Annotated in this window: 22 protein-coding genes, 1 tRNA gene and 1 pseudogene; 7 read left to right on the top strand and 17 right to left on the bottom strand. The window is 37.6% G+C overall.

Translation table 11 applies throughout. The features are described 5' to 3' along the window. Positions 1 to 52: 52 nt before the first annotated feature. The 4 genes from KUI_RS07200 to KUI_RS07215 form a co-directional block, all read right to left on the bottom strand. Complete coding sequence (locus KUI_RS07200; RefSeq protein ID WP_013521638.1) at positions 53 to 484, bottom strand: hypothetical protein; 432 nt, start codon at positions 482 to 484, stop codon at positions 53 to 55. A 122-nt stretch (positions 485 to 606) separates the two neighbouring features. Further along, on the bottom strand, positions 607 to 2538 hold the full coding sequence (locus KUI_RS07205; protein WP_013521639.1) for an alkaline phosphatase: 1932 nt from the start codon (positions 2536 to 2538) through the stop codon (positions 607 to 609). A 230-nt stretch (positions 2539 to 2768) separates the two neighbouring features. Next, positions 2769 to 3380, bottom strand: coding sequence for a response regulator (locus KUI_RS07210; RefSeq protein ID WP_235231357.1), 612 nt, complete (start codon positions 3378 to 3380; stop codon positions 2769 to 2771). Then, positions 3367 to 5076, bottom strand: coding sequence for a sensor histidine kinase (locus KUI_RS07215; RefSeq protein ID WP_013521641.1), 1710 nt, complete (start codon positions 5074 to 5076; stop codon positions 3367 to 3369). Before KUI_RS07215 ends, KUI_RS07210 begins: the two co-directional genes overlap by 14 nt. A 100-nt stretch (positions 5077 to 5176) precedes the next feature. Between KUI_RS07215 and KUI_RS07220 the strand changes: the two genes are divergently transcribed. Then, entirely contained in the window at positions 5177 to 6508 is a 1332-nt protein-coding gene (locus KUI_RS07220) for a cytochrome c (RefSeq protein WP_013521642.1), read from the top strand. A gap of 1 nt (position 6509) precedes the next feature. Beyond that, positions 6510 to 7417, top strand: a pseudogene (locus KUI_RS07225) (c-type cytochrome). On the opposite strand, the gene KUI_RS07230 reads toward KUI_RS07225, so the two are convergent. Genes KUI_RS07230 through KUI_RS07250 form a run of 5 tightly spaced genes read right to left on the bottom strand, consistent with a single transcriptional unit; the run spans position 7398 to position 13317 of the window. Beyond that, positions 7398 to 8651: a cytochrome-c peroxidase gene (locus tag KUI_RS07230; RefSeq protein ID WP_013521644.1), complete on the bottom strand. Its 1254-nt coding sequence runs from the start codon at positions 8649 to 8651 to the stop codon at positions 7398 to 7400. The pseudogene KUI_RS07225 and the gene KUI_RS07230 overlap by 20 nt on opposite strands. Further along, on the bottom strand, positions 8626 to 9561 hold the full coding sequence (locus KUI_RS07235) for a sterol desaturase family protein (protein WP_013521645.1): 936 nt from the start codon (positions 9559 to 9561) through the stop codon (positions 8626 to 8628). The genes KUI_RS07230 and KUI_RS07235 overlap by 26 nt, the downstream gene beginning before the upstream one ends. Next, the gene (locus KUI_RS07240; protein WP_014840623.1) at positions 9551 to 10576 is read right to left on the bottom strand and encodes an imelysin family protein; all 1026 of its coding nucleotides are present in this window, start codon (positions 10574 to 10576) and stop codon (positions 9551 to 9553) included. The genes KUI_RS07235 and KUI_RS07240 overlap by 11 nt, the downstream gene beginning before the upstream one ends. 7 nt (positions 10577 to 10583) lie before the next feature. Next, complete coding sequence (locus KUI_RS07245; RefSeq protein WP_014840624.1) at positions 10584 to 11912, bottom strand: di-heme oxidoredictase family protein; 1329 nt, start codon at positions 11910 to 11912, stop codon at positions 10584 to 10586. Further along, positions 11887 to 13317 carry an imelysin family protein gene (locus KUI_RS07250; RefSeq protein ID WP_013521648.1) on the bottom strand — a complete coding sequence of 477 codons (1431 nt, stop codon included), beginning with the start codon at positions 13315 to 13317 and terminating at the stop codon, positions 11887 to 11889. Before KUI_RS07250 ends, KUI_RS07245 begins: the two co-directional genes overlap by 26 nt. 183 nt (positions 13318 to 13500) lie before the next feature. On the opposite strand from KUI_RS07250, the gene KUI_RS07255 reads away from it, so the two are divergent. Together KUI_RS07255 and KUI_RS07260 are read left to right on the top strand one after the other, a co-directional pair. Next, positions 13501 to 13875 carry a hypothetical protein gene (locus KUI_RS07255; RefSeq protein WP_013521649.1) on the top strand — a complete coding sequence of 125 codons (375 nt, stop codon included), beginning with the start codon at positions 13501 to 13503 and terminating at the stop codon, positions 13873 to 13875. 115 nt (positions 13876 to 13990) lie between these two features. Beyond that, positions 13991 to 15103 (top strand): esterase-like activity of phytase family protein, encoded by a 1113-nt coding sequence (locus KUI_RS07260; protein WP_014840625.1) that lies wholly within the window; start codon positions 13991 to 13993, stop codon positions 15101 to 15103. 42 nt (positions 15104 to 15145) lie between these two features. Here the strand turns inward: KUI_RS07260 and KUI_RS07265 are convergent, their stop codons facing one another. Beyond that, complete coding sequence (locus KUI_RS07265; RefSeq protein WP_013521651.1) at positions 15146 to 15325, bottom strand: hypothetical protein; 180 nt, start codon at positions 15323 to 15325, stop codon at positions 15146 to 15148. A 210-nt stretch (positions 15326 to 15535) separates the two neighbouring features. On the opposite strand from KUI_RS07265, the gene KUI_RS07270 reads away from it, so the two are divergent. Next, entirely contained in the window at positions 15536 to 15772 is a 237-nt protein-coding gene (locus KUI_RS07270) for a hypothetical protein (protein ID WP_013521652.1), read from the top strand. A 130-nt stretch (positions 15773 to 15902) separates the two neighbouring features. Here the strand turns inward: KUI_RS07270 and KUI_RS07275 are convergent. Further along, positions 15903 to 15978 (bottom strand) — tRNA-Thr (locus tag KUI_RS07275). Between the two features lie 146 nt (positions 15979 to 16124). Here KUI_RS07275 and KUI_RS07280 point away from each other — a divergent pair. Beyond that, positions 16125 to 16706, top strand: a complete 582-nt coding sequence (locus KUI_RS07280) for a DUF805 domain-containing protein (RefSeq protein WP_013521653.1) — start codon at positions 16125 to 16127, stop codon at positions 16704 to 16706. A gap of 1 nt (position 16707) precedes the next feature. Here KUI_RS07280 and KUI_RS07285 read toward each other — a convergent pair whose 3' ends face one another. Genes KUI_RS07285 through petA form a run of 5 tightly spaced genes read right to left on the bottom strand, consistent with a single transcriptional unit; the run spans position 16708 to position 20691 of the window. Next, positions 16708 to 17133 (bottom strand): stringent starvation protein B, encoded by a 426-nt coding sequence (locus KUI_RS07285; protein ID WP_014840626.1) that lies wholly within the window; start codon positions 17131 to 17133, stop codon positions 16708 to 16710. Then, complete coding sequence (locus tag KUI_RS07290; RefSeq protein ID WP_013521655.1) at positions 17133 to 17744, bottom strand: glutathione S-transferase N-terminal domain-containing protein; 612 nt, start codon at positions 17742 to 17744, stop codon at positions 17133 to 17135. The genes KUI_RS07285 and KUI_RS07290 overlap by 1 nt, the downstream gene beginning before the upstream one ends. A 20-nt stretch (positions 17745 to 17764) precedes the next feature. After that, on the bottom strand, positions 17765 to 18622 hold the full coding sequence (locus tag KUI_RS07295) for a cytochrome c1 (RefSeq protein ID WP_013521656.1): 858 nt from the start codon (positions 18620 to 18622) through the stop codon (positions 17765 to 17767). 18 nt (positions 18623 to 18640) lie between these two features. Next, on the bottom strand, positions 18641 to 20026 hold the full coding sequence (locus KUI_RS07300; RefSeq protein ID WP_013521657.1) for a cytochrome b: 1386 nt from the start codon (positions 20024 to 20026) through the stop codon (positions 18641 to 18643). A 23-nt stretch (positions 20027 to 20049) separates the two neighbouring features. After that, on the bottom strand, positions 20050 to 20691 hold the full coding sequence (petA, locus tag KUI_RS07305; protein ID WP_013521658.1) for a ubiquinol-cytochrome c reductase iron-sulfur subunit: 642 nt from the start codon (positions 20689 to 20691) through the stop codon (positions 20050 to 20052). 131 nt (positions 20692 to 20822) lie between these two features. Between petA and mscL the strand changes: the two genes are divergently transcribed. Next, positions 20823 to 21272: a large conductance mechanosensitive channel protein MscL gene (gene mscL / locus KUI_RS07310; RefSeq protein ID WP_013521659.1), complete on the top strand. Its 450-nt coding sequence runs from the start codon at positions 20823 to 20825 to the stop codon at positions 21270 to 21272. Here the strand turns inward: mscL and KUI_RS07315 are convergent. Further along, the gene (locus KUI_RS07315; RefSeq protein ID WP_013521660.1) at positions 21269 to 22060 is read right to left on the bottom strand and encodes a Nif3-like dinuclear metal center hexameric protein; all 792 of its coding nucleotides are present in this window, start codon (positions 22058 to 22060) and stop codon (positions 21269 to 21271) included. The genes mscL and KUI_RS07315 overlap by 4 nt on opposite strands. Positions 22061 to 22064: the final 4 nt, after the last annotated feature.

Genomic DNA, 22064 nt, shown 5'->3' on the forward strand with positions numbered 1-22064 from the left:
AAAAAAAAGATGACCTAATATAACAAAAACTTATGAACTTTAAGTTAAATATTTATTCCTTAATATTTTTTGCCCTAATTCGGACTTGACTTACAAAACCAGTTTCAGCGTCGACTTCACTACCAATTTCAAGCGTTCCCTCTACGATAATTGGTCTATCAAATGGCAATGCAACAACAGGTTTTTCAAGTTTTACGACAATAATATTATCTGGCCAATCGGCATCTGTAGAGCAGAATGGACAAATAGCCATAGGCTCTTCAGCTAGAACAAAAAAGTTGATAGTCGGAGTTAGGGGCGGAGCCATAAACCCGACCATCTTAATTTGCTGTCCCTTTAATGATGTCAACCGTTTTGAAAATTGTAATCCCCTACTCGTCACGTTATACATCTCTTTATATGAAAGAGGGATAGCCTCTGCCAAAACCTGAGATGCAAGTAAAGTAAAAAAAGAGAATATCAAAGTGGCAATACGTAATTTCATTAGAGGAAAAAGCTAATCAACATTGATTCATTTTAAACGAGCCGTATTACAAAATATAAATGACCAAGGAACCAAAGCTCCTTGGTCATAAAAATTCAAAAGTAACAGTTAATTACTATGAATTATTGTGCTGGTTTTTGTTCAGGTTTAGCTTCAGTTGCTTTTGATTCTGAAGCTTGAGCTTTTTCAGCAACAGCATCTATACCAAGAGCACGCATAATACCGAAGAATACTTCAACATTTTCAATGTGACCTTTGAAGTAGTCAGAGCCTGGACCGCCAGCCATAACAACGATATCGTCAGCTGAGTGAACTTCTTGAGTTTCTTTATCAGTAGGTAAATTACCTTCGATTAAACGAGCACCTTCTGGAGCACGAGCTGGATTAGCTTTGATAGTTTCTTTACCATCAGCATCTTTTGCAGCTAGAGCTGGAGCAGTAGGTTTAGTTTGGAATCGATAGTTCTCGTAGTGATCAGGGAAGTTAGCATATTGAACTGCTAAAGTGTGTTCTGGATTTGGATCTTCTGGGAAACCGTCACCGTCTTCATCTACAAAGTTAGGGTATTTAGCCTCAGCGTAAGTACGTACTGCATCACGACCTTTTCTACCGTCAGCTTCAGTATAAGTACCTGTGATTGAAATACCATGAGCATGGTCGGCAATAACAACGATTAGAGTATCGTCACCATTTTGTTTAGACCAGTTTTTAGCATATTCAACTGCTTTATCCATTTCAATTGCATCGTATACTGCACGTTGCCAATCCATAGTGTGAATTTGTTTATCGATAGATGCACCTTCAACCATTAGGTAGAAACCGTTTGGATTTTTAGAAACGATATCAAGAGCTTTTTTAGTCATTTCAACTAAGTTAGGTTGATCGTCAAATCCTTTAGTTACTTCTTTATTAGGGATGTGTTCACGATCCATATAAACGTCCATATGGTTTGAAGCGAACAGACCTAAAAGTGGCTTATCGTCAGGAGCTGCATTCATCTCTTTACGGTTACCAACGTATGTGAAGCCTTTTGCTTCGAAGTCTTTGATTACATCAGTTTCATCTTTACGTTTAGAACCAGCTTGAGCTTTAGGAACGAAGTAACGGATACCGCCACCAAGAAGTACGTCAGGACGGTGATATTCAGCTAGGAAGTCTGCAGCGATATAATCTTGGTCACCGCGACGACGAGTGTGAGCAGTTACAGCAGCTGGAGTAGCATCAGTTACTGAGGCTGTAGTTACGATACCAACGGCCATACCACGAGTACGTTTAACAATTTCAGAAATAGTTTCAACTTTAGGATCGTCCAAAGTGTCTTCTGTATGGTTTTCATAAACACCCATAGCATTAACTACTGATTTATGACCAGTGTTGTAAGCTGATGCAGAGTTAGCAGAGTCAGTCACGATAGAATCATAACCAGAAGTAGAAACGATTGCTACGTTTGGAAGAGTTTCCATTGCTAAAAGGTTGTTATAACGTCCTTCATAAATACCTTTTGAAAGGATGCGAGCAAGCTGTTTAGCTTGAAGGCTCATACCATCACCAACAAATAGGATCACGTTTTTAGCTTTTTTATCAGAAGCATCGCTAACAACTGACCACATAACTTTACGAGTTTTTTTGCCAGAATCAGTCTCAGCATTAACTACTAATTCGATATCACCAACGCTAGCGATTGATACGTTTTCTGCACGGAAAGAAACATATTTTTTACCGTCTTTAGTTTGGTTTTCAATGCGTTTTAAATCAGCACCGAAAATATCTTTGAATGATTTACCGTTGAAAGTAACTTCAACAGATTTAGTTGTCTCGTCAGCAACTTCAACTTCGAAGTCAAAACGTTGACCTTTAAGGAATTTCGCTTGATCGATAGGTAGGATAGTAATGCCTGTTTTTTCAGCACTGTTTTCCATACGGTTTTTGATGATATCAAAAGCTTTTTGATCTACTGGTACAAGGTCAGTGATTTTTGCAGAAGCTACTGCACCCATGCATAAACCAGCAAATACACTAGTTGCAAGCACAGATTTGATCCATTTTTTTTGCATGTCTTTACTTCCTCTAGGAAAAAAATATTTAAATCCCATATGGTATGGGAAACTTGATGAAATAATAAATATGGAAAGTTAAAAAACTGTTAAAAATAAAAAAAATAATGTAACAATTTGCAACCGTACAACAGTCAATTTACGGTAAATCAAGGACTTACAAATTTGATGACAAAAATTAAACACGAAATAATTAAAATTTCATATGACAAAACTGTAATAAAGTGACTTTAAATTTTGTATCTATCTTTTAATTGCTCAATTATTCTTACTAATTGAGTTAAGTGTTTACAGGCAAACTTATCTAGTAAATTTGCTCTATAAACTTCAATACTTCTAACAGATAAATGCATGCTACTAGCCGCTTCTTTATTTGAATAGCCACTAACAATAAGATTTAAGATGTTTTTTTCTTTTGAGTTTAGTGAATCGTAGATTTTAAAGTTATTCCAATCTCTAAATGCATTTAAGGAATATTGCCACGCAGTAGATATACTTTCAGCCAAATTCTTTGCTTCCACTGGCTTTTGTAGGAAATCGACTATTCCATTTTTCAATAACTTAACCGCAGTATCCACATCTCCATGTCCAGTTAAAACGATTACACCTAATGTTGATTTAGAATTATTTAGGTGTTGAACAAGATGCTCGCCATCGATATTTGGCATCCTAAGATCCGTGATAACAACTGCCGTGCTATGTAGATCTGTTAAACGCAAAAATTCAAGTGAATCACTCCACGTTTTATACTGATAACCCATAGAATTGAGCAGGAATGCACAGGCTTTCAGTACACTCTCTTCATCATCTATGACATGGACATACAACTCAGGCAACTGCATCCCTCCAAATTAATTGTATTAAAGCACCTGAAATCACACCTTTTTCATTTGTTTTATTGGCAATATTTAAGTACATCCCCATACTTTTAGCCAACCTTTCGCAAATAACAAGACCAATACCCAGCCCTTCCTTACGTGTAGTCCTAAAGGGTACAAATGGAAAATCCAACTGTTCCTTGCTAAAGCCTGGCCCGTTATCCAGAATTTTAAGAGACTCTTGATCACATACTATTGAAATTTCTGTAGCCCCAGCTTGAAAACTGTTTAAAACTGCATTCAGTATGATTTGAGTTAATTTGAGTGGGTCTGCTCTAACTGCAATACTAGTAGGGCATACGATACTTATGTTTATATTTCGCCTTATAAAAATTAGCTTTTTAACTTCATCTAAAAACGTGGATAAATCGACTTCTTGTACTGCATCCTCCAATGGTCTCTTGCCCCACAGCCTTACATTATCAATAATTTTCTTAGAACTCTTAACTTCACAAACAATTGAATCCAAAGCCGACAAAATTTCATCATTTTTTAATTTATCGCTTGAAACACCCAGTTTTAGCCCTTCTGCAAAATATAAAATAGCACTTAGTGGTTGATTGAGCTCATGGCCAATACCTGAAACCATTTCCCCCAACATGCTCACTCTGTCAGCCTGATAAACGAGTCGCTCAGTCTCATTTAAATCCTGATTTATAGCTTTAATTCGCTTATTTCGTCTCTGAGCAAGCCATATAGCAAAAAAATGGTTGGCAATAATCACAAATACAGCCATTAAACCAAGCTCCCAAAGATGCCTATTTTTATTAAAACTACTCTGTATATTTTCCCAAAGAGATAATTGATTTGGGTGTTTTCCTAGTCGATTAAGTAGCATTTCGGCTTCAGTATTAGATTTTGGAGGAATCCAAATTGGCTCTGTCAAATCCTTCCTATCTGACAGTGCTATCACAGCTAATTGCTTTGATAAACTTTCTGGAACATGTGCAAGAGAAGCCAGCACCCAATTTGACTTTAATGAGATATTGCCCTGACATGAGTTATACATATGTTTGGGACTTAAAAGTCTTACTGAATCAGATTGTATTAAGCCATCATCAACTAATTTTTCATACAAGCATAACGGTGTAATTGCTGCCTCAGCCTTGTTTTTTAGAAGATGCTCAAAGGTTTTATTAACAGGGTAATCCGTAAAATTTATTTTTAAATCAGACTCGCGTATACCGTAATTAACTAGAACTGCCAAGCCCCCTATATATCCGCCAAATGCACTTTCTGCAACGGCCGCAACTTTCTTACCTTTTAATTCGGATAGTGCGTGAATAGGACTATCAGCACGAACCCATATGGCTGAACCTACATTATCACCAATGGAAGGCACAACCGAAGATAGGCTTTGTAGACTGGCAATCCACGATACGTTAGCCCCTTCTGTAGTAAGTAAGATTTGAATAGGTTGTGCAATGATAAAGTCTATAGACTTATTCCTAAATTCAAGTGGGAAATCAGAAACACTAATTCTTTTTATTATTAAGCGATCATTAGACAGTCTAGAGTTTACTGAATCAACCCATTTTTGCCATATATCTTCAGCCCTTTCTGATCCAAATGGAGATTGAATTCCAATAGTCCAATCTTTAGCTTGGACTGCCGAGCTTAAAAAAAGAAAAATAAGCAAAGCTCTAAGAAGCAATAACATTAATCTAGATCAAAAATCTAAGCATTTTGTGGAAAGTCACATATGAAAAAAATTGTATCACGCACATAATAAATTAAATAAACTCCCTAGAGAGGTATATATGAAGAAATTCGTGGGTTTCTTATTTACATTAGTAGTTATTGGCTTATTGTTATATGCATCTTCTTTTCTAATTACATACTTAAGAGAAGATTCTGTACCTGAGCAGGTGCAAATTAATGATGAACTCATAAAAAAAGGTGAATATATAGCAAAAGCTGCCGACTGTTACGCCTGTCATACCGTCCCAGGGAGTAAGGATTTCTCTGGTGGTTTAGCAATGCAGACTCCCGTTGGAGCAATCTATTCTACAAACATCACTCCAGATAAAGAAACTGGTATTGGACACTACACTTACAGTGACTTTTATAACGCTGTAAAAAATGGTGTAAGTAAAAAAGGACACGCTTTATATCCTGCAATGCCATACACTTCGTATACCATACTTAAAAATGAAGATGTTGAAGCTCTATATGCCTATTTCATGAAAGGTGTTCAGCCTGTATCTAAGCATAATCAAAGTAACACACTCCCATTTTGGATGTCTATGCGATGGCCCGTAGCTTACTGGCAAATGTTATTTGCTCCTAAAAGAGAGTTTACGCCTCCATCTAATGCAGATGAGGCTATAAGCCGTGGTGAATACTTAGTTGAAGGTACTGGGCATTGTGGTGCCTGTCACACACCTAGAGGTTTTGCCTACCAAGAAAAATCCTACTCTTTGTCAGATGGTGATGATTATTTGACGGGTGCTATTGTTGATGGATGGAGGGCGAAAAGTCTGAGAGGCGAAGGAAATGGGCTTGGCGATTGGACTGTAGAGCAAATTCAATCATTTTTCAAAACTGGCCGAACTGATAACAATTTCGCATTTGGTGCTATGAGCGATGTTGTACAACACAGCTTGCAATATTTGACTGATAAAGACTTAAATGCCATGGCGACGTACTTAAAATCATTGCCACCTACTAAAGGTAGAACTACAGAAAGGCCTAAAAAAATAGACAAGACTACAGAAAATTTGCTCGCAGGAACTGACAGATCTCGTGGTGGCTTGCTGTATATGGAGTTCTGTATGACATGCCATAGACCTGATGGCAACGGGGTCAAACGGATCTTCCCTGCATTAAACAATAATACTGCGGTAGTAGCCCATAATCCAGAATCAGTTGTTCAGCTTATGCTTGAGGGAAGCCACAGTGCTCATACACCGCATGACATTATGAGTTTTGCTATGCCTAAGTTTGACTATCTGAGCGATGCGGACATTGCCATACTTGTAAATTACATACGTAATTCTTGGACCAATTCTGCACCTCAAACTTCTAGAGAAAAAGTATCTGAAATGAGGGCTTTTTTGAAAAATAAAGCATCTCATTACGTGGGAGAATAATATGAAGTTCAATAGTTTAACTAAACTTTCAATAGCTACAGTTATGGCTTTAGGTCTATATGCTTGTGATAGTAAAAATGTAGTCGATACGCCTGCAAAACGCGACATGATAGTAGTTAAAAAAGGTGATGAAATCGTAAAAGAGGATTATCAGATTCCACGACTTGCTGATGTTGTAAATCACCCAGATGCAGATCTTATTATTTACGGGTCTAAGCTACTGAATGAGACGAAAAGGCTATTGCCTGATAATGTTGGGGCGAATATGAATTGCAATAGCTGTCACATCGGAAGCGGTAAAGAACCTCTAGGCGCTCACTATTTTAATAGCTTTTATAAGTACCCAAAAATTATGCCCAGAGCTGGCAAAGAGGTAGATATTAAAGCTCGCATCAACGGATGCTTCCAAAGATCCATGAATGGCAAACCAATTGATCCAGAATCTAAAGAGATGAAAGCAATAATTGCTTACTACAAATGGCTTGCTGAAAGCATTCCTGAGAAAGCTGTTATACAGGTAGATATTGGTGGCAAAATAAATAATAAACTTATACCGAACGTCGAAAACGGCAAGAAAATCTATGCAGCTCAGTGTGCAACCTGTCACGGTTCTGATGGTGCTGGTTTAAATGATGATCGAGGTAATTTAGTATTCCCTCCTTTGTGGGGGGGGAGGGATCATTTAATATCGGTGCAGGTATGGCTAGAACTTACAAGGCAGCAGCATTCATACGCGATAATATGCCTATGTCTGTCCAAAAAACAGGCATGTGGGGACAAGGACACGTTCTTAACGATCAAGAAGCTGTAGACGTGGCCGAGTATTTCACTCACATGCCAAGACCAGATTTCGAGAAAAAAGTAAATGACTGGCCTAACGGTAAAAAGCCTAAGGATGCACGTTACTAGCAGTTTGGGGTTCACTATTTGTGGACCCTTTGTTTTCTTTGCCGTCTTTGTTTTCTTTTTTCGTTTTATCTTCTAGAAGATATTCATATTTCTCGTCAGTGAGTGTCTTCATAAAGGCAACAAGTGCATCTACTTTTCTGTCGGTTAAGGCATTAGCCTTCAAGTCCTCATGATTCACAGTTTCCTCAAAATCTGTAGGACCCCACTCTTTTCCCGTTTCTGGGTTAATTTTTCTGTCGGGATTATTAAATTTATCGTAAAAAAGGACAACAGTCCGCAGATCTTTGAACACTCCGTTATGCATATACGGACCTGTAACCGCAACGTTCCTAAGAGTAGGTGTTTTAAATTTGCCTGCCTGTTTTGGATCACCTTTTACTAACGGATTTTTTTGTAAACCAGCATCTTTGTAGTCATCCTTAAACTTCAAGAATTTGATTAATTCTGGATTTGAAGGCACTCCGATATTGTGATACTCAAATGATGTGAAGGGCTCTACTGGACTATCTTCACGTTCTATAGAATGACAGGTTTTACAGTTCACATTATTGTTAGAAAAAAACAAGGTACGGCCTAAATCCTCAAGAGGAGTTAGCTCATATTCACCCCTAAGATACTTATCATATTTTGAATTAAACGGTTGAAACTCATCCGTATGTTCGTATGCTTCGATAGCATTACCCATAGCTGCATATGCTTTTTCAACATCCTCCCAGACATCTGACCCGTAAATCTTAACGAAATTTTCCTTATAAAATGGATTTTCTTTTAAGCGATCTACTATGGTTTTACGATCGGGCATCTGCATCTCGACTGGATTTAAAGGAGGATCGCCCGCTTGCTTTGCCATGTCTTTAGCACGACCATCCCAAAATACGCCACCTTTAAAAGTTTTACGCTCTTTATCATAGCTAAATGGCAGATGAAAACGCCCATACATCGCTGTGGGTGCATTCCTATCTCCAAAATGAGAGCCGTCTGCACCTGTAGATACCATCATTGAAATAGGGCTATCTCGCCCATCCGTAAAAGCTCTACCAGGTTCGTGGCAGGATGCACAGTTCATCGTTTTGTTCAGAGAAAGTGACGTATCGAAAAACAGTGCTTGACCCGTCTGCTCCTTAAGAGCCTGTAAATCTGAATTTTGTTTCTCTTGTGCGTTGGCAATACCTCCGCAAACAAGCACACATAGAAAATTTAAAAGAAATTTATGTTTTTCGACTAATTTTGACATGATAGTTCCCGAGCTTTAATGCATCTAAAAATGGGGTCAGCAACATATTCTTCACTGAATAGTTGTAAAGAGTTTTTTGAAAAGGAAATCCAAATTTTTTTGGTCTAATTGCATCTTTGGAAGCCACAAATGAGCCGAACATCCAATCCCATAATGCAATGTAACTACCATAATTTTTTTCTGCATACTTGCTGTAGTGATGCACTTGATGCATTGCTGGTGAAATAAAAAAACGCTCAAGCCATTTTGGGTAGGATAGATAAATATGAGAGTGTCTTAGATGTGTGCCTAGAATTGAAAAGATGAACACAAAGGCATTGCCACCCAAAATAGACCACATGTTAAGACGTGGTCCGTAAAAAGCCAAAAAAACTCCCGTCACTAATCCAGCCACAATGGAATATCTCAAACCAAAAAGCAAATTTTCTATCGGGTGTACCCTGTAAAAGGTAAGTGGATTCATTATCTCGGCACTATGATGCACTTTATGAAAATGCCATAAGAATTTATTTTTGTGCATAAGGCGATGCAACCAGTAGCGAGAAAAATCACTGACCAGAAAAAGTACTGCTGCGTATATTATGCTTAAGGTAGCATATGAAATAGAACTAGAAGGTCTACCCACATACGGGAAAAGAAGCTCGAAGACAAAAAGAGCAACCTCTTTTGCAGAGAGAATAAGCGGAGCGATCAGCAATATTTTAATAAAGCTAATCACAAAAAAATACTTGATATCCAGCACTGTGCTTGGATGTTTAATATAAGATTTTGACTGAGCCAAAATCAGTTTTAAACTCCAACCGTTTTTGTAGGCATTTATGGCTGTAATTACGGCAGCTATAATCGCTGAACTAGCAAGATATAGCCAAAATAACCGCTGAGTGGAATCAAGTAGAAAGTTAGTCTCCATCAGCATCCATAACCTTAGCCACAACTGGCAATTCCGAGATTAAACTCACGTAATAAAGCTTATAAAGTTTATTTGAAAGTTCGTATATAGGTTTAATGGTTTCAGGTTTAAATAAATCGAAGTCAGAGCTAATCGGGTCAAGCTTAGCTATCACTTGATTTAGTGTTTCGTTTATTTCTTCTCCTACTTTTTTTACTTTAAATTTATCTAAGATATGAAATAAATTTTTGTGTTCTGAATTCGGATCTAATAGCTCTTTTTGAGCCTTGTAAACCGCCTTCAAAGATCGAAAATTAATGCTACTATATGGCATCTCAGAACGATTGTGATCTGGTTTGTCTAAGTATTTTCTCGTTAACCCTGCAGGATCTCCAATCCTCCACTCCTTAGTAGTAAAAATACTTGTGGACAATGCATTAACTAATGAGGCTAAAGATTTATTCGGGTTTTCTAAGTACGTGCTTTTGGCTTCCTTATAACCTTGCTCAATATCATCTACTCGCTTACAAATCGAAGCCACCATAACTTGAGCAAATTCAAGATCCCTTGTTGATATAACAGAATCACCATATAACACGTACTCCAGGCTATTTAAACTTTTTGTAGAGTTTTTAAACAATGCCTTATCCGCAGCCGTATCTCCTTCAAGCGCTCTTTTTAAAACTGCTACGAAATCTTCCTTACCGTTATGAAAAGTATCAATAAGATTTGGATGGTCTAAATAATCCTCAGAAAGATCCCCCAAAATATAATCGGTCTGTACTGCCCTCCAACTATCCACAAACGCCAAAAACTTATCTGCATAATCTGTGTTTGTTGGATCTTGAACCTTTAATTTAATTTTCTCTTCAAGCTGCCTGCAATTTTGGCTGGCAATGCTTGCATTTTTCAAAATAATATTATCGTAAATACTCTCTAACTCAGGCTTAAATTCGGGGTTATCCTGAGCTGATGCAATTCCAGAAAGAAGCAGAGAACTTACAAAAACAGATACAAACTTATTAAGAACTTTCATAATCAACCTACAAAGAATTCAAAAAGATCAGCAAGGCCTCGCGATCTTCCTTAGACAATTTCAAAAACGCATCTCTAGATGCCGATGCCTGACCACCATGCCACCCAATAGCCTCCTCAAGAGTCTGTGCCCTACCATCGTGAAGATATCCTAAACCCAATTCGGCTTTAAGATAGTTTCTCCATAAAGGTGCAGTTCTCCATTCGGAAATCGTAGCCTCAAATTCTGGTCTCCTATCGTTTAGTCCATCACCCATATCATGAAGCAGATAATCAGAGAATGGCTTAAACACTTCACCCTGAGCCGTCTTAAGCTCAGGTTTATGGCAAAAAGAACATTGCAACCCATCAAAAATTTCTCGACCTCTGATAGGCTCTTCTTTTAAATCCTTCTTAGGTGGCAATGGTAATTTTTTTACATAAAATGCAATGGATTCTAGTCGGTGCGTAGGCAAATCATAGTCAGGCAAATGCATCTCATACTTAAGTCTCCTACCACGGGGTGCATTTAAACACTCAACTTGAAACTTAGTACAGGATTCTTGATTACTCACAGCATTTGTCAGCCCCATATCGTTTAGAGCCGCATCTCCAGTTTGGGTTACGACTGAAGCTTGCGATGCCTTCCAACCGAATTTTCCAACTTCCATATTTTTAGTTAAAGGATTGAAAACACGGTTTACCCTACCCGCCATGGAAGGGTTATTAGCTTTTTGCTCCTTAGCTATTTGTTCTATATATTCACCATCTAAAGATTCTACATAACCTATACCTATAAGCGTTGGTGTTATTCTTATTGATACACCAGTATCTTCAGAAATGGGGCCATAACCTAGATGATGTGTGACTATTTCCCAGTTGTATAAAGATATTGAGCTTGAACCACTTTCTAGAGTTTTATAAATTCTTTTTGCAAGTGAAACCCTACCTTCTAATGGTACTGAGGAAATACTTTTTGATGAAAGTTGATGTCCATATACAGGATCAGGAATAGTAATTTGTTCAGCTCTTCTTTTTAAATGCTCTTTAAATTGAGACAATTTCACTGCATACAAGCTGTTAACAAATTTATCTGTAATCAATGGATCGTTAGGCTTTGAAGAAATATGACATGAAGCACAGGTATTGGAACTGAATAACGGTCCTAAGCCATCACGTGCAGTAGTTGAACTAGGAGCCGCCACCCATGGAATATGAAAAAACGAGCGTCCCTCAGTGAATGAGTCAATCTGCTCGTCATTTAAACCTTCAGTGCCTGCCGCCATCGAAGACGGCAAGGCTTTAAAAAATACAACTAAGCCAAAAAGAAACTTAGTTAACTTTTGTTTCTTCAGCATCTGTTACATCGTCTTCTGTCAAATCAATATGAAGAGACTTAGCCACAACGATCATTTGATCGCCAAGACGACGCATTTGATTTTTCATACTAACAATGTTTTTGTTATAAGCTTCATTGCTAGGAAGAATTTGATAATCAAAATGCATTTCTTTTTGAGCTACTGCATTCATATCGGCAATGCGTTTTTCAACGTCAGCAATTAATTTATCGATATTAGCTTTGTTTTCTTTTCCTAAAGAATCATAGAAAGATACACCAGTAGATTTACCGTTAGTTTGACCTTTAAGAAAATCTAACCATCCTTTGAAGTTTTGATCGATATCTCTGTGAGTGTTATCTGAGAAGCAAGAGTGCTCGTCTTCTTCTGAAGGAGTTAGAACCGCAACTGCAATCCTTTCGTTTGCTAATTCAGACTTTATAAATACACCCAGACCAGAAAGAATTTGCTTGATAGCTACGTCTGTTTCAATATTTTTAGAAGCTTCTTCACCTTTAAGCTCGCCTAAAAGTGCTTGACGATAAAGCCCTTTAGCTCCATCTCTTTCAGTAGACCATGCATTAACTAAAACTTGAAGGTCATTAACTAATTTATCAGTTACTGCGTTCAAGTAATCTTTACGACGGTCTTTGAATTTATCCTCTGTGTAATCAGTTAGTGGTCTTTGTCCAGCAGTCATTGGTCCAGACGCAATTTTGTCTTCTACGATGCTGTTGTAGTCTTGATCCTGACCCCATAACAAAAATTCAATAGCGTGATATCCAGTAGCAACATTCGCTTCACCGCCATTTTCGTTAAGCTCTGTAAGAACTTCTGGAGTGATGGTAGTAATGTCAACTTCTTTAGAGTCATCGCCAGTTGGCTTGAATTTACCTGTAGAATCGATAATATTTCCGCTTGTGCGATTGCCTTTTGCATCGATTGTGTAGTCAATCATAAATTCATCTAAAGGCCAAGCATTGATTTGAGATTCAAGATTGCCATAAGTTTCTGCTACCCAACCTTCCTCGGCATCGATAGGACCATTAGACAAACGTAAAGCCTCAGTTAAACCATATGTTTCACGTGACATAAGCCAAGCATCTTTTGCAGCTTTTAGAGTCTCTTCTGTTGGATTAGCTGTGAAATCTTTGATTGCTTTTTGAAGCGTTTGTGCATCTTTTAGAGCATCTGAGTAATATTTGATGGCAATGTTTGCGTAGTTTTCTAATGCAGCATGTTCATCAATATGAACGTGATCAAATTTCATATGACCATCTTTGTGTTTATGGTCATGATCATGTTTATGCTCATGTTTGTGTTCGTGTTCATGTTTATGTTCTTGTGCAGAAACAAGACTAGATGCTGCGGTCATACTGAGCCCAACAACAAGACCGACAAAAATTTTATTGAATTTAAAGGACATATTAACCCCAACCTAAGAATGAAAATGTAAATAAGAATCATTATTATATAACATTTACAAAATATTGCCGACATGGGGTTTTATTGCCACAAGCTAAAGCAAAATATTACTTTTAGTAGCAGTATGAGAAAAATATAAAGATTTAGGCTAGTATTAAAGTGTGCGTTTTTACATGGATTAAATATGAAAAAGTTCCTCTACTGCCCTTTGATAGCGTTAGTTCTGGCTGGATGTGAAACTACATCTACTAATAATGTGCTTAGTCCTGACGGTGTTCCTTATGAAGTGATAAACGTGGAGAAAAAACCAGATGTCCATATTGTGCATCAATCAGATATAGACAAAATTCCAAAAGGATACACTGAACGTCAGATTCGCATCTCTATTGGTAATCCTGGAGAGAAGTATATAAAACGAGACGGGAAAACTGTAGTACTAGGGTACAAAATATACGAAATTGAGGGGCTACCTCATACAATTAATCAATGTCTGATTCTTAAGGACGGATACTATAGAGAAAGTACTATCACTAGATTTAACTGTTCTGGAATTCGTTGATTTTATTTTTGGTTAGAAGTTTCAGGTCTTATTTCTAGCCTTTTGTATCACTTGTAATTTTTAACACTTGTGAAACTTTAACTATCTAAACTGTGTTATTTGTTTGGAGGTATTTATGAAGTTTCACAAGTTTACATTTTCAATTACTGCATTACTTTTGTCGGCTAGCCTAAATTTTTCTTATGCAGGCGATGCTGATATTAATTCTCTTAAATTAATCGGCTCTTACGAAATTGAGACTGGTACTCAAGCCTTTAATACTGAATTTGGAGGCATATCTGGTTTAGATATGGCTGAAGATGGCTTATTTTGGGCTATTTCAGACGAAAGAGGCGGAGAAAAAGGTACACCCCGGTTTTATAAAATCAAACTTGAATACGATGAAAATGGCATTCAAAACTTTGCCGTAGATTCAGTTCATAATATGCAGACACCACAAGGCGAAAATTTTTCTTCAGATTCAAGAACTGTAGATCCAGAAGCTATAAGACATACTTCTAACGGAACACTATACTGGTCTTCAGAAGGTAATTGGAATGATGATTCAACTAAAAGATACCAACCCTTTATACGTGAAATGAAAGAAGACGGATCTTATTTTAGAGAATTTAAAATTCCAGAACAATTTTTATATAAAGATAACAAAACTTCAGGAGTTAGAAATAATAACTCTTTCGAAGGATTAGCCGTTACTCCAAATGGCTCGATGTTCTTTGCAACCGAGATCGCCCTATATCAAGACGGTGAAGCTGCTAGTGTGGATAACGGTAGCAAAATACGCATAACTAAATTTGACCCATCAGCTAATACTACATTAGCTCAGTACGTATATGAACTTCCAAAAATTCCTACCCCCTCTCCTAAACAAGGCTACGTAGATAATGGCCTAACAGAGCTTCTTGCAATTTCTGATAACGAGTTTCTAACATTAGAACGTTCATTTGCTGATGGTATTGGCAATACTATCCGCATCGTCAAAATTACAATTACTGACGAAACTACAAATGTGAAGGATATGGATTCACTCAAAGAGGCTAAGTACACTCCTGTTGAGAGAAAAGTTGTTCTTGAACTTACTCCTGAATTTGAAGGCATTAAGATGGATAATATGGAGGCAATGAGCTGGGGTAAAACTCTTACAAACGGTCATAAAACCTTAGTTATTGCCTCTGACAATAACTTCAACAAAAAACAAAGAACTTTGTTTATGGTCTTTGAAGTTAACTAGAAATTTGAGCTAGTTATTTAAACTTCCCAGAACTTTCAAAAATTATGATTTTTTATTATTCAGAGGTTCTGGGTACATGTATACTTCAATTTTCCCAGATCTTCTTTTTGTATTAGGCTCATCAGCACCATTATGACCTGTAGGTATATTTTGGTTCTCTGGTGACATGAAGCCATTTTCAATAAACCACTTATTTAACTCAATAATCCTTTTATGTAGCATTGGGATTTCCGAGTCTGAATCTGTCTATGAAGGGTTTTGGGGCTCTGGTGGGGTTTTTAAATCTTTCTTTGTCATAAGGTTCACCACTAACTTTTAATAAATAACTCCAAAATAGGTTCACAGCTAATTTTTAGGATAACCTAAGCCTATAGTAACATTAAGTTTCTAAATGCCTAGTTAAAATCAGGTTATGGGCCAAAAACCAAAATTATGACTTCTGAATCATACGATCAAAAATATATAGATATTGGAATAGGCTTAAATCAAGTTGATAACTTAAAGCCTTCTGATTTCTTCTATAAAGTTATTGAACGTTCAACTTCCTATAATGAAGCTGAAAGAAAATTAATTGAGGAAGAAGCTTTTAAGTTTTCTGTAGCAATGCTTAAGGCAATTGCGAATCCATACCAAGACAATCTTAAAATAAGCGAAATTTATATTAATTAGCGTTTTTTCACCCAAAAAATAGAATAAATGTGCGTATATTTTGGTTACAACAAGTGGTGTGAAAAATTTGAAACTTTGCAAAAACCGCTCAAACACTAGCTTTCAGAGGGGCTTACAGGGGGGGGGGAAATGGTGCCGGCTACAAGAATCGAACTCGTGACCTTCTGATTACAAATCAGCTGCTCTACCTGCTGAGCTAAGCCGGCTTCAAAAGAAAATTATTATAATCAAATCAACTTTTTGTTGTCAATTATTCGCATCCATTATTTAATAATATGTAGCTTATTACGCTAATTCATATAGAACATAATCCTCGTAAATATAATTGACCATCAAACTTGAAGGGCGTGAAATGAAATTCTATTCAATGGCTTTTAATAAATATTTACAATTTACTGGAAGATCCAGAAGGGCTGAATACTTTTGGTTTAATTTTATTAACGTTTTAATTGTTATAGCACTTGCATTAATTGCCACTTATCTTGGTCCTTCACTTGGTGTTGAATTTGTTTCAGTTATGGCAGGAATCACGGGGATTTTTGGGTTATTTATATTTATACCAACAATTTCTATTCTTGCACGTAGACTTCATGATTTAAACTTATCAGCATGGCTTATATTGATCTACATTATTATTGCTTCTGTATTTCAAACTATACTAACAAACCATCCAGATGACCGCCTACAATCAGGTCTAGTTCTTATTGGATTACTATTTAATTTAATACTATGCTTTATTCCAGGAACCAAAGGACCTAACAAATACGGTCCTGATCCAAAAGAATTTACTGCTACCATGCCACAAGATATCGTAACTCAACAACCCCTTCCGAAGTCTAGCTTAAAGCAACAACCAGAGGCTACATTACCCAAAGAGAAGGAAAAAATACCTGATAAGATTCCAGAAGACCCATTTAAGGGCTTTGACGGGTAGGTTAATCAACTAATTTAAATCCACCGAATTCCTCAGCTGACTCATCATCTGGAGAATTTTTATTTTGAGGATTTGAATTGCTCTTTTCTGATTGGACGATGGATGAGCCGTCAAACTTTTCAACTTCGAACATCATCCCCTCCTGTGTTTGCTTAGAGTAGAAAGCTGCAACTCGAGCAAGTGGAAAGGAAACGTCGAAAGGGACACCACCAAATCGAGCCACGAATGATATCCATTCATTTCCAATTTGGAGATCTTTGACGGACTCATATCCTACATTAAATGTAATAAGTCCATCCTGAACATATTTGCTTGGGACTGTGCAACTTTTGTCAGTATGTACTAGGATGTAAGGGTCAAAACCAGAGTCTAAACACCATTCGTGTAGTGCTCTAATTACGTACCCTTTAGCCGTACTAGGAAACATTAGCGACGCATAACCTTTTCTGAAGGGGTTAAAGCTTCAATGAAAGCAGGACGAGAAAAAATACGTTCTGCATATTTTTGAATTGGTGCTGCTGTTTTTGGAAGTTCTATACCGTAATGGTCAAGTCTCCAAAGCAAGGGAGCAATAGCCACATCAAGCATCGAAAACTCATCTCCAAGCATATACTTATTTTTAGACATAACTTGAGAGATTTGAGTTAAACGGTCTCGAATAGTACTACGTGCTACTTCCAGTTCCTCATCGCTATTACTTTTAGTACGATCCTCCAAAACAGAAACAAACGAGAATAGTTCACGCTCAAAATTAAATAAGAAAAGACGAGTCCTAGCCCTCATGATAGGTTCGCCTGGCATCAATTGCGGATGAGGAAAGCGCTCGTCTATGTACTCATTGATGATATTTGATTCATATAGAACTAAATCCCTTTCTACTAGAATTGGAAGTGTTCCATAGGGGTTCATAGAGCCGATTTCTTCTGGTTTATTAAAAAGGTCGATGTCTCTAATCTCAAAATCCATACCCTTTTCGAACAAAACGAAACGGCATCGTTGAGAGAAAGGGCATGTATTTCCAGAATATAAAAGGATCATAAGTTACCTCAAAATTATTGTTATTTTACGTGCTTCCAATAAGCTTTGTTTAACTGCCAAGCAAACACGAAAAAGATAGCCAAGAATAACATAACCCATAGACCTAAAGTCTTACGGAATTCTTGTTTTGGTTCCGACATCCAACCCAAAAATGCAGTTAGATCAGCTACATTTTTATCGAATTCAGCTTGTTTTTCAGGGTTTAAATATTTTATAGATTGATGGCTTGAAGCCTCACCTTTGTAATCAGTAAGTACTTTATCACTAATTTTTTTGCGATAACCATGTTCATCAATCTGAGAGACAATTTCATGCCACTCAGTGCCACCACCCTCTTTATCTACTTCAACCACATCAGTTATAGTAACCTCAACTGGACTCATCTCCTGCCAAAACGGATTAGGCATAGCAGAATTCGGGAATGCTATATTATTCCATCCAGTAGCACGAGATTTATCTCTGTAAAATGTGCGAAGATAAGTATAAATATAATCAGTTCCAGGCTGACCTAAGTTTGCGGATTTAGCACGTGCCATAACTGATAAATCAGGAGGCGTAACACCAAACCAAACTTTTGCATCCTTGCGATTCATAGCAATAGTCATCTTATCGCCCACTTTTTGCCCAGTAAAAAGCAGATTTTCTTCAATTTGTTTTTCTGTCAAACCAAGTTGAGTCAAGTGGTTATAGCGCACTAAATTAGCACTATGACAGTTCATACAGTAGTTTATAAACAGCTTCGCACCATTTTGAAGTTGTGCTTTATCGCGAATATTAATAGGAGCCTCATCCCAGTGCACACCACCCTCAGAGGCATAACTAACACCACTTACAGAAGCTACTAATAAAAGCAATGAAGTTAGAAATTTCTTAAACATCTTGATTATCCTCTCTTATTAGTGCGGTTTGTAAGTAATTCTTTCTGGTACTTGCTTAAATGGACCGATACGACTCCAAATAGGCATAAAGAAGAAGAATGCTAGATAAATCACAGTGCCAACTTGGCTAATAATATTAATCAAATCATTTGGAGATTTGGTACCACATACACCAAGAACAATAAAGTTAATGCAGAAAATTGCATATAGCAGTTTATGCCAACCTGGACGATAACGAATTGAACGTGCAGGCGACTGGTCAAGCCAAGGAAGGAACCCTAGCATAATCACAGTGCCACCCATAACTATGACACCCCAGAATTTAGCATCGAAAACACGAAGCAAGATGGCAACGCCAACGAGTACAACAAACCAAATTATTTTCCAAATACCCTTAACGTTTTTGCTAAGTAGAATACCCAAGGCAAAAATAACCGCAAAGCCAGCTAAAACCCACGTGAAGTCATCGGTAGTAGCACGAAGCATAGAATAGAAAGGCGTAAAATACCAAACTGGAGCGATGTGTGGCGGAGTTTGAAGCGGATCGGCAGGTAAGAAGTTGTTAGATTCAAGGAAGTACCCACCCATAGTTGGAGCGAAGAACATAATCGCTGCAAAAACTAATAAAAACCCTGCAACTCCAAGAATATCGTGTACAGTGTAGTAAGGGTGGAATGGTATACCATCTAAAGGTATACCGTTTTTATCTTTGTATTTTTTGATTTCAACACCATCTGGGTTGTTTGAGCCTACTTCATGCAAAGCAATAAGGTGAGCTGCTACAAGACAAATCAAGACTAAAGGAATAGCTACAACGTGGAATGCAAAGAATCTGTTTAAAGTTGCATCAGATACGACAAAGTCACCACGTATCCATACTGAAAGAGTTTCACCTACAAATGGTATAGCTGAGAATAAGTTAACGATTACCTGAGCACCCCAGAAAGACATCTGACCCCAAGGAAGAAGGTATCCAAAGAACGCTTCGGCCATCAAACATAGAAATATCATAACTCCGAAAATCCAAACCAATTCTCGAGGTTTACGATAGGAACCGTAGAACATACCTCTAAGCATATGTAGATATACCACAATAAAGAACATAGAGGCACCAGTTGAGTGCATATACCTAATGATCCATCCATATGGAACTTCACGCATAATATATTCAACTGAGGCAAATGCTTCGTTAGCGTCTGGTTTATAGTGCATAACCATAAAAATACCAGTCACAATTTGGATAACTAAAACTAGAATCGCAAGGGAACCGAAGAAGTACCAAAAATTAAAGTTTTTAGGTGCATAGTACTTAGCCAAATGGTCATTCCACATACTAGTAAGTGGAAAACGACGGTCTACCCAACCTAAAAATCCTGTAGTCTCAACAACTTTTTCTTTAGCCATAATTTAAACTCCGAATTTATAGGTTAAGCCGCCGCTTCAAGGCCGACCATAATATGAGTGTCGTCCATAAAGTAGTATGGCGGAATTAATAGATTATCTGGAGCAGGCTGATTTTTAAATACACGTCCAGCTAAATCAAACTGAGAACCATGGCATGGACATAAGTACCCACCATTCCAGCTAGATGGCATGCCCTCGGCATTACCCTCTTTTAATCTAGAAGATGGAGAACAACCTAAGTGAGTACAGATTCCTACACAGACAAACCACTCATCCTTACGCGATCTGTGCTGATTTTTAGCATAATCTGGCGTAAAACCAGGTCTTTCTGAATTCGGATCTGCTACCAACTCATCAGTAACTTTAAGTGAAGCTATCATCTCAGGCGTACGATGAAGAATCCATACAGGCTTACCCTGCCACTCTACCGCAATCATGGTACCGGGTGCGATTTGGCTAATATCAACTTCAACGGGAGCACCAGCTGCTCTTGCTCTATCAGAAGGAGTCATAGAGGCTACAAAAGGAACAAGCGTAGCCAATGTAGCTACGCCTCCGATGGCACAGGCCGTCCCTAAGAGCATACGACGCGATGGATCATCAGGCAACTGCTCTGGAAATGACAAGCTCTCGCTTTGAACTATATTGTTTGAATCTTGACTCATTGAATATCCTTATTGGTACTGCCAAGGTTTAAAAATTTACTCCGCCACAATTATAACCTTTTGCCATTGCATATTACAAAATAATTCGTTTATCATTAAACCATTTAAAGGGTGTTGTTAGGGAGAGTTTTATGTCATTTTTTAAAGAATTTAGAGAATTTGCAATAAAAGGGAATATGATAGATTTAGCTGTTGGTGTAATCATAGGTGCAGCATTCAGTAAGATTATAGATTCCTTAGTTAAAGATATCATCATGCCTTTAATTAGCTTCATATTAGGCGGTGATGTCGACTTTTCTCAAAAATTTCTCATATTGTCACGACCAGATAACTATTCAGGACCAGAAACCCTAGTGGCACTTCAAGAAGCAGGGGCAAATGTTTTGAGTTGGGGTAACTTTTTAACTGTAGTAATCAATTTCCTATTGATGGCATTCGTCGTATTTATGTTGGTTAGAACTATAAATAAAATCAAATCTAGTGTTATAGAGCAAGAAGCAGTAGCTCCAGTCGCAGATCCCGCTGAAGTAGTGCTTTTAAGAGAAATTCGCGACGAATTAAAAACTAAAAAAATTAATTAAATAGGATTATTAAGTTCTATATATTCAACTTCAAGCTGAGGGTATTTTGCTTTTAAAGCAGCACCCAAAGCTTGAACACCGTATCTCTCTGTAGCATGATGACCAGCTGCTATAAAGCCTACGCTCGATTCAATGGCTTGATGATAGCACTGCTCCGAAGCCTCTCCTGTCAGATATACATCTGCCCCTTTATCAATTGCTTCCATAAAATAGCCCTGTGCTCCGCCAGTACACCATGCGATTCTAGATACGGGCATATCTGGATTCCCTACTACCAGTGGCTTCCTATTAAGCCTTTGAGCAACATGACCCTCGAGTTGTCCGAGCATTTTAATGTGTGGAGGGACATTGCCAAACCAAATAAGACCATATTTTCCATGAGTTTCAGGTTTACGAACTTCGTCTTTTAAAATTAAATTGACTTCAATATCCAAAACTTTTGCAAGTTGGGCGTTATTGCCATATTCAGGGTGGGCATCGAGCGGTAGATGATATGCGAACACATTAAGGTTATTTTTTATCGCGGTGGCAATGCGGTTGTATTTAATCCCTATTATTTCTGAGTCTTCGTTTTTCCAAAACCAGCCATGATGTACAATTATGGCATCAGCATTGTTTTTAATTGCTTGATTTATAAGAGCTTCGGAGGCCGTTACGCCAACCACGATTTTACGTATCTCTGATTTGCCCTGAAGTTGTAGTCCGTTGGGAGCATAATCGTTATACAACGTTGGCTTTAATGTGTCATCTAACCATGCTTGGAGTTCATCTACTCTAATACTACTCATTTTT

It is taken from the genome of Taylorella equigenitalis ATCC 35865 (genome assembly GCF_000276685.1).
GTDB lineage: Bacteria > Pseudomonadota > Gammaproteobacteria > Burkholderiales > Burkholderiaceae_B > Taylorella > Taylorella equigenitalis.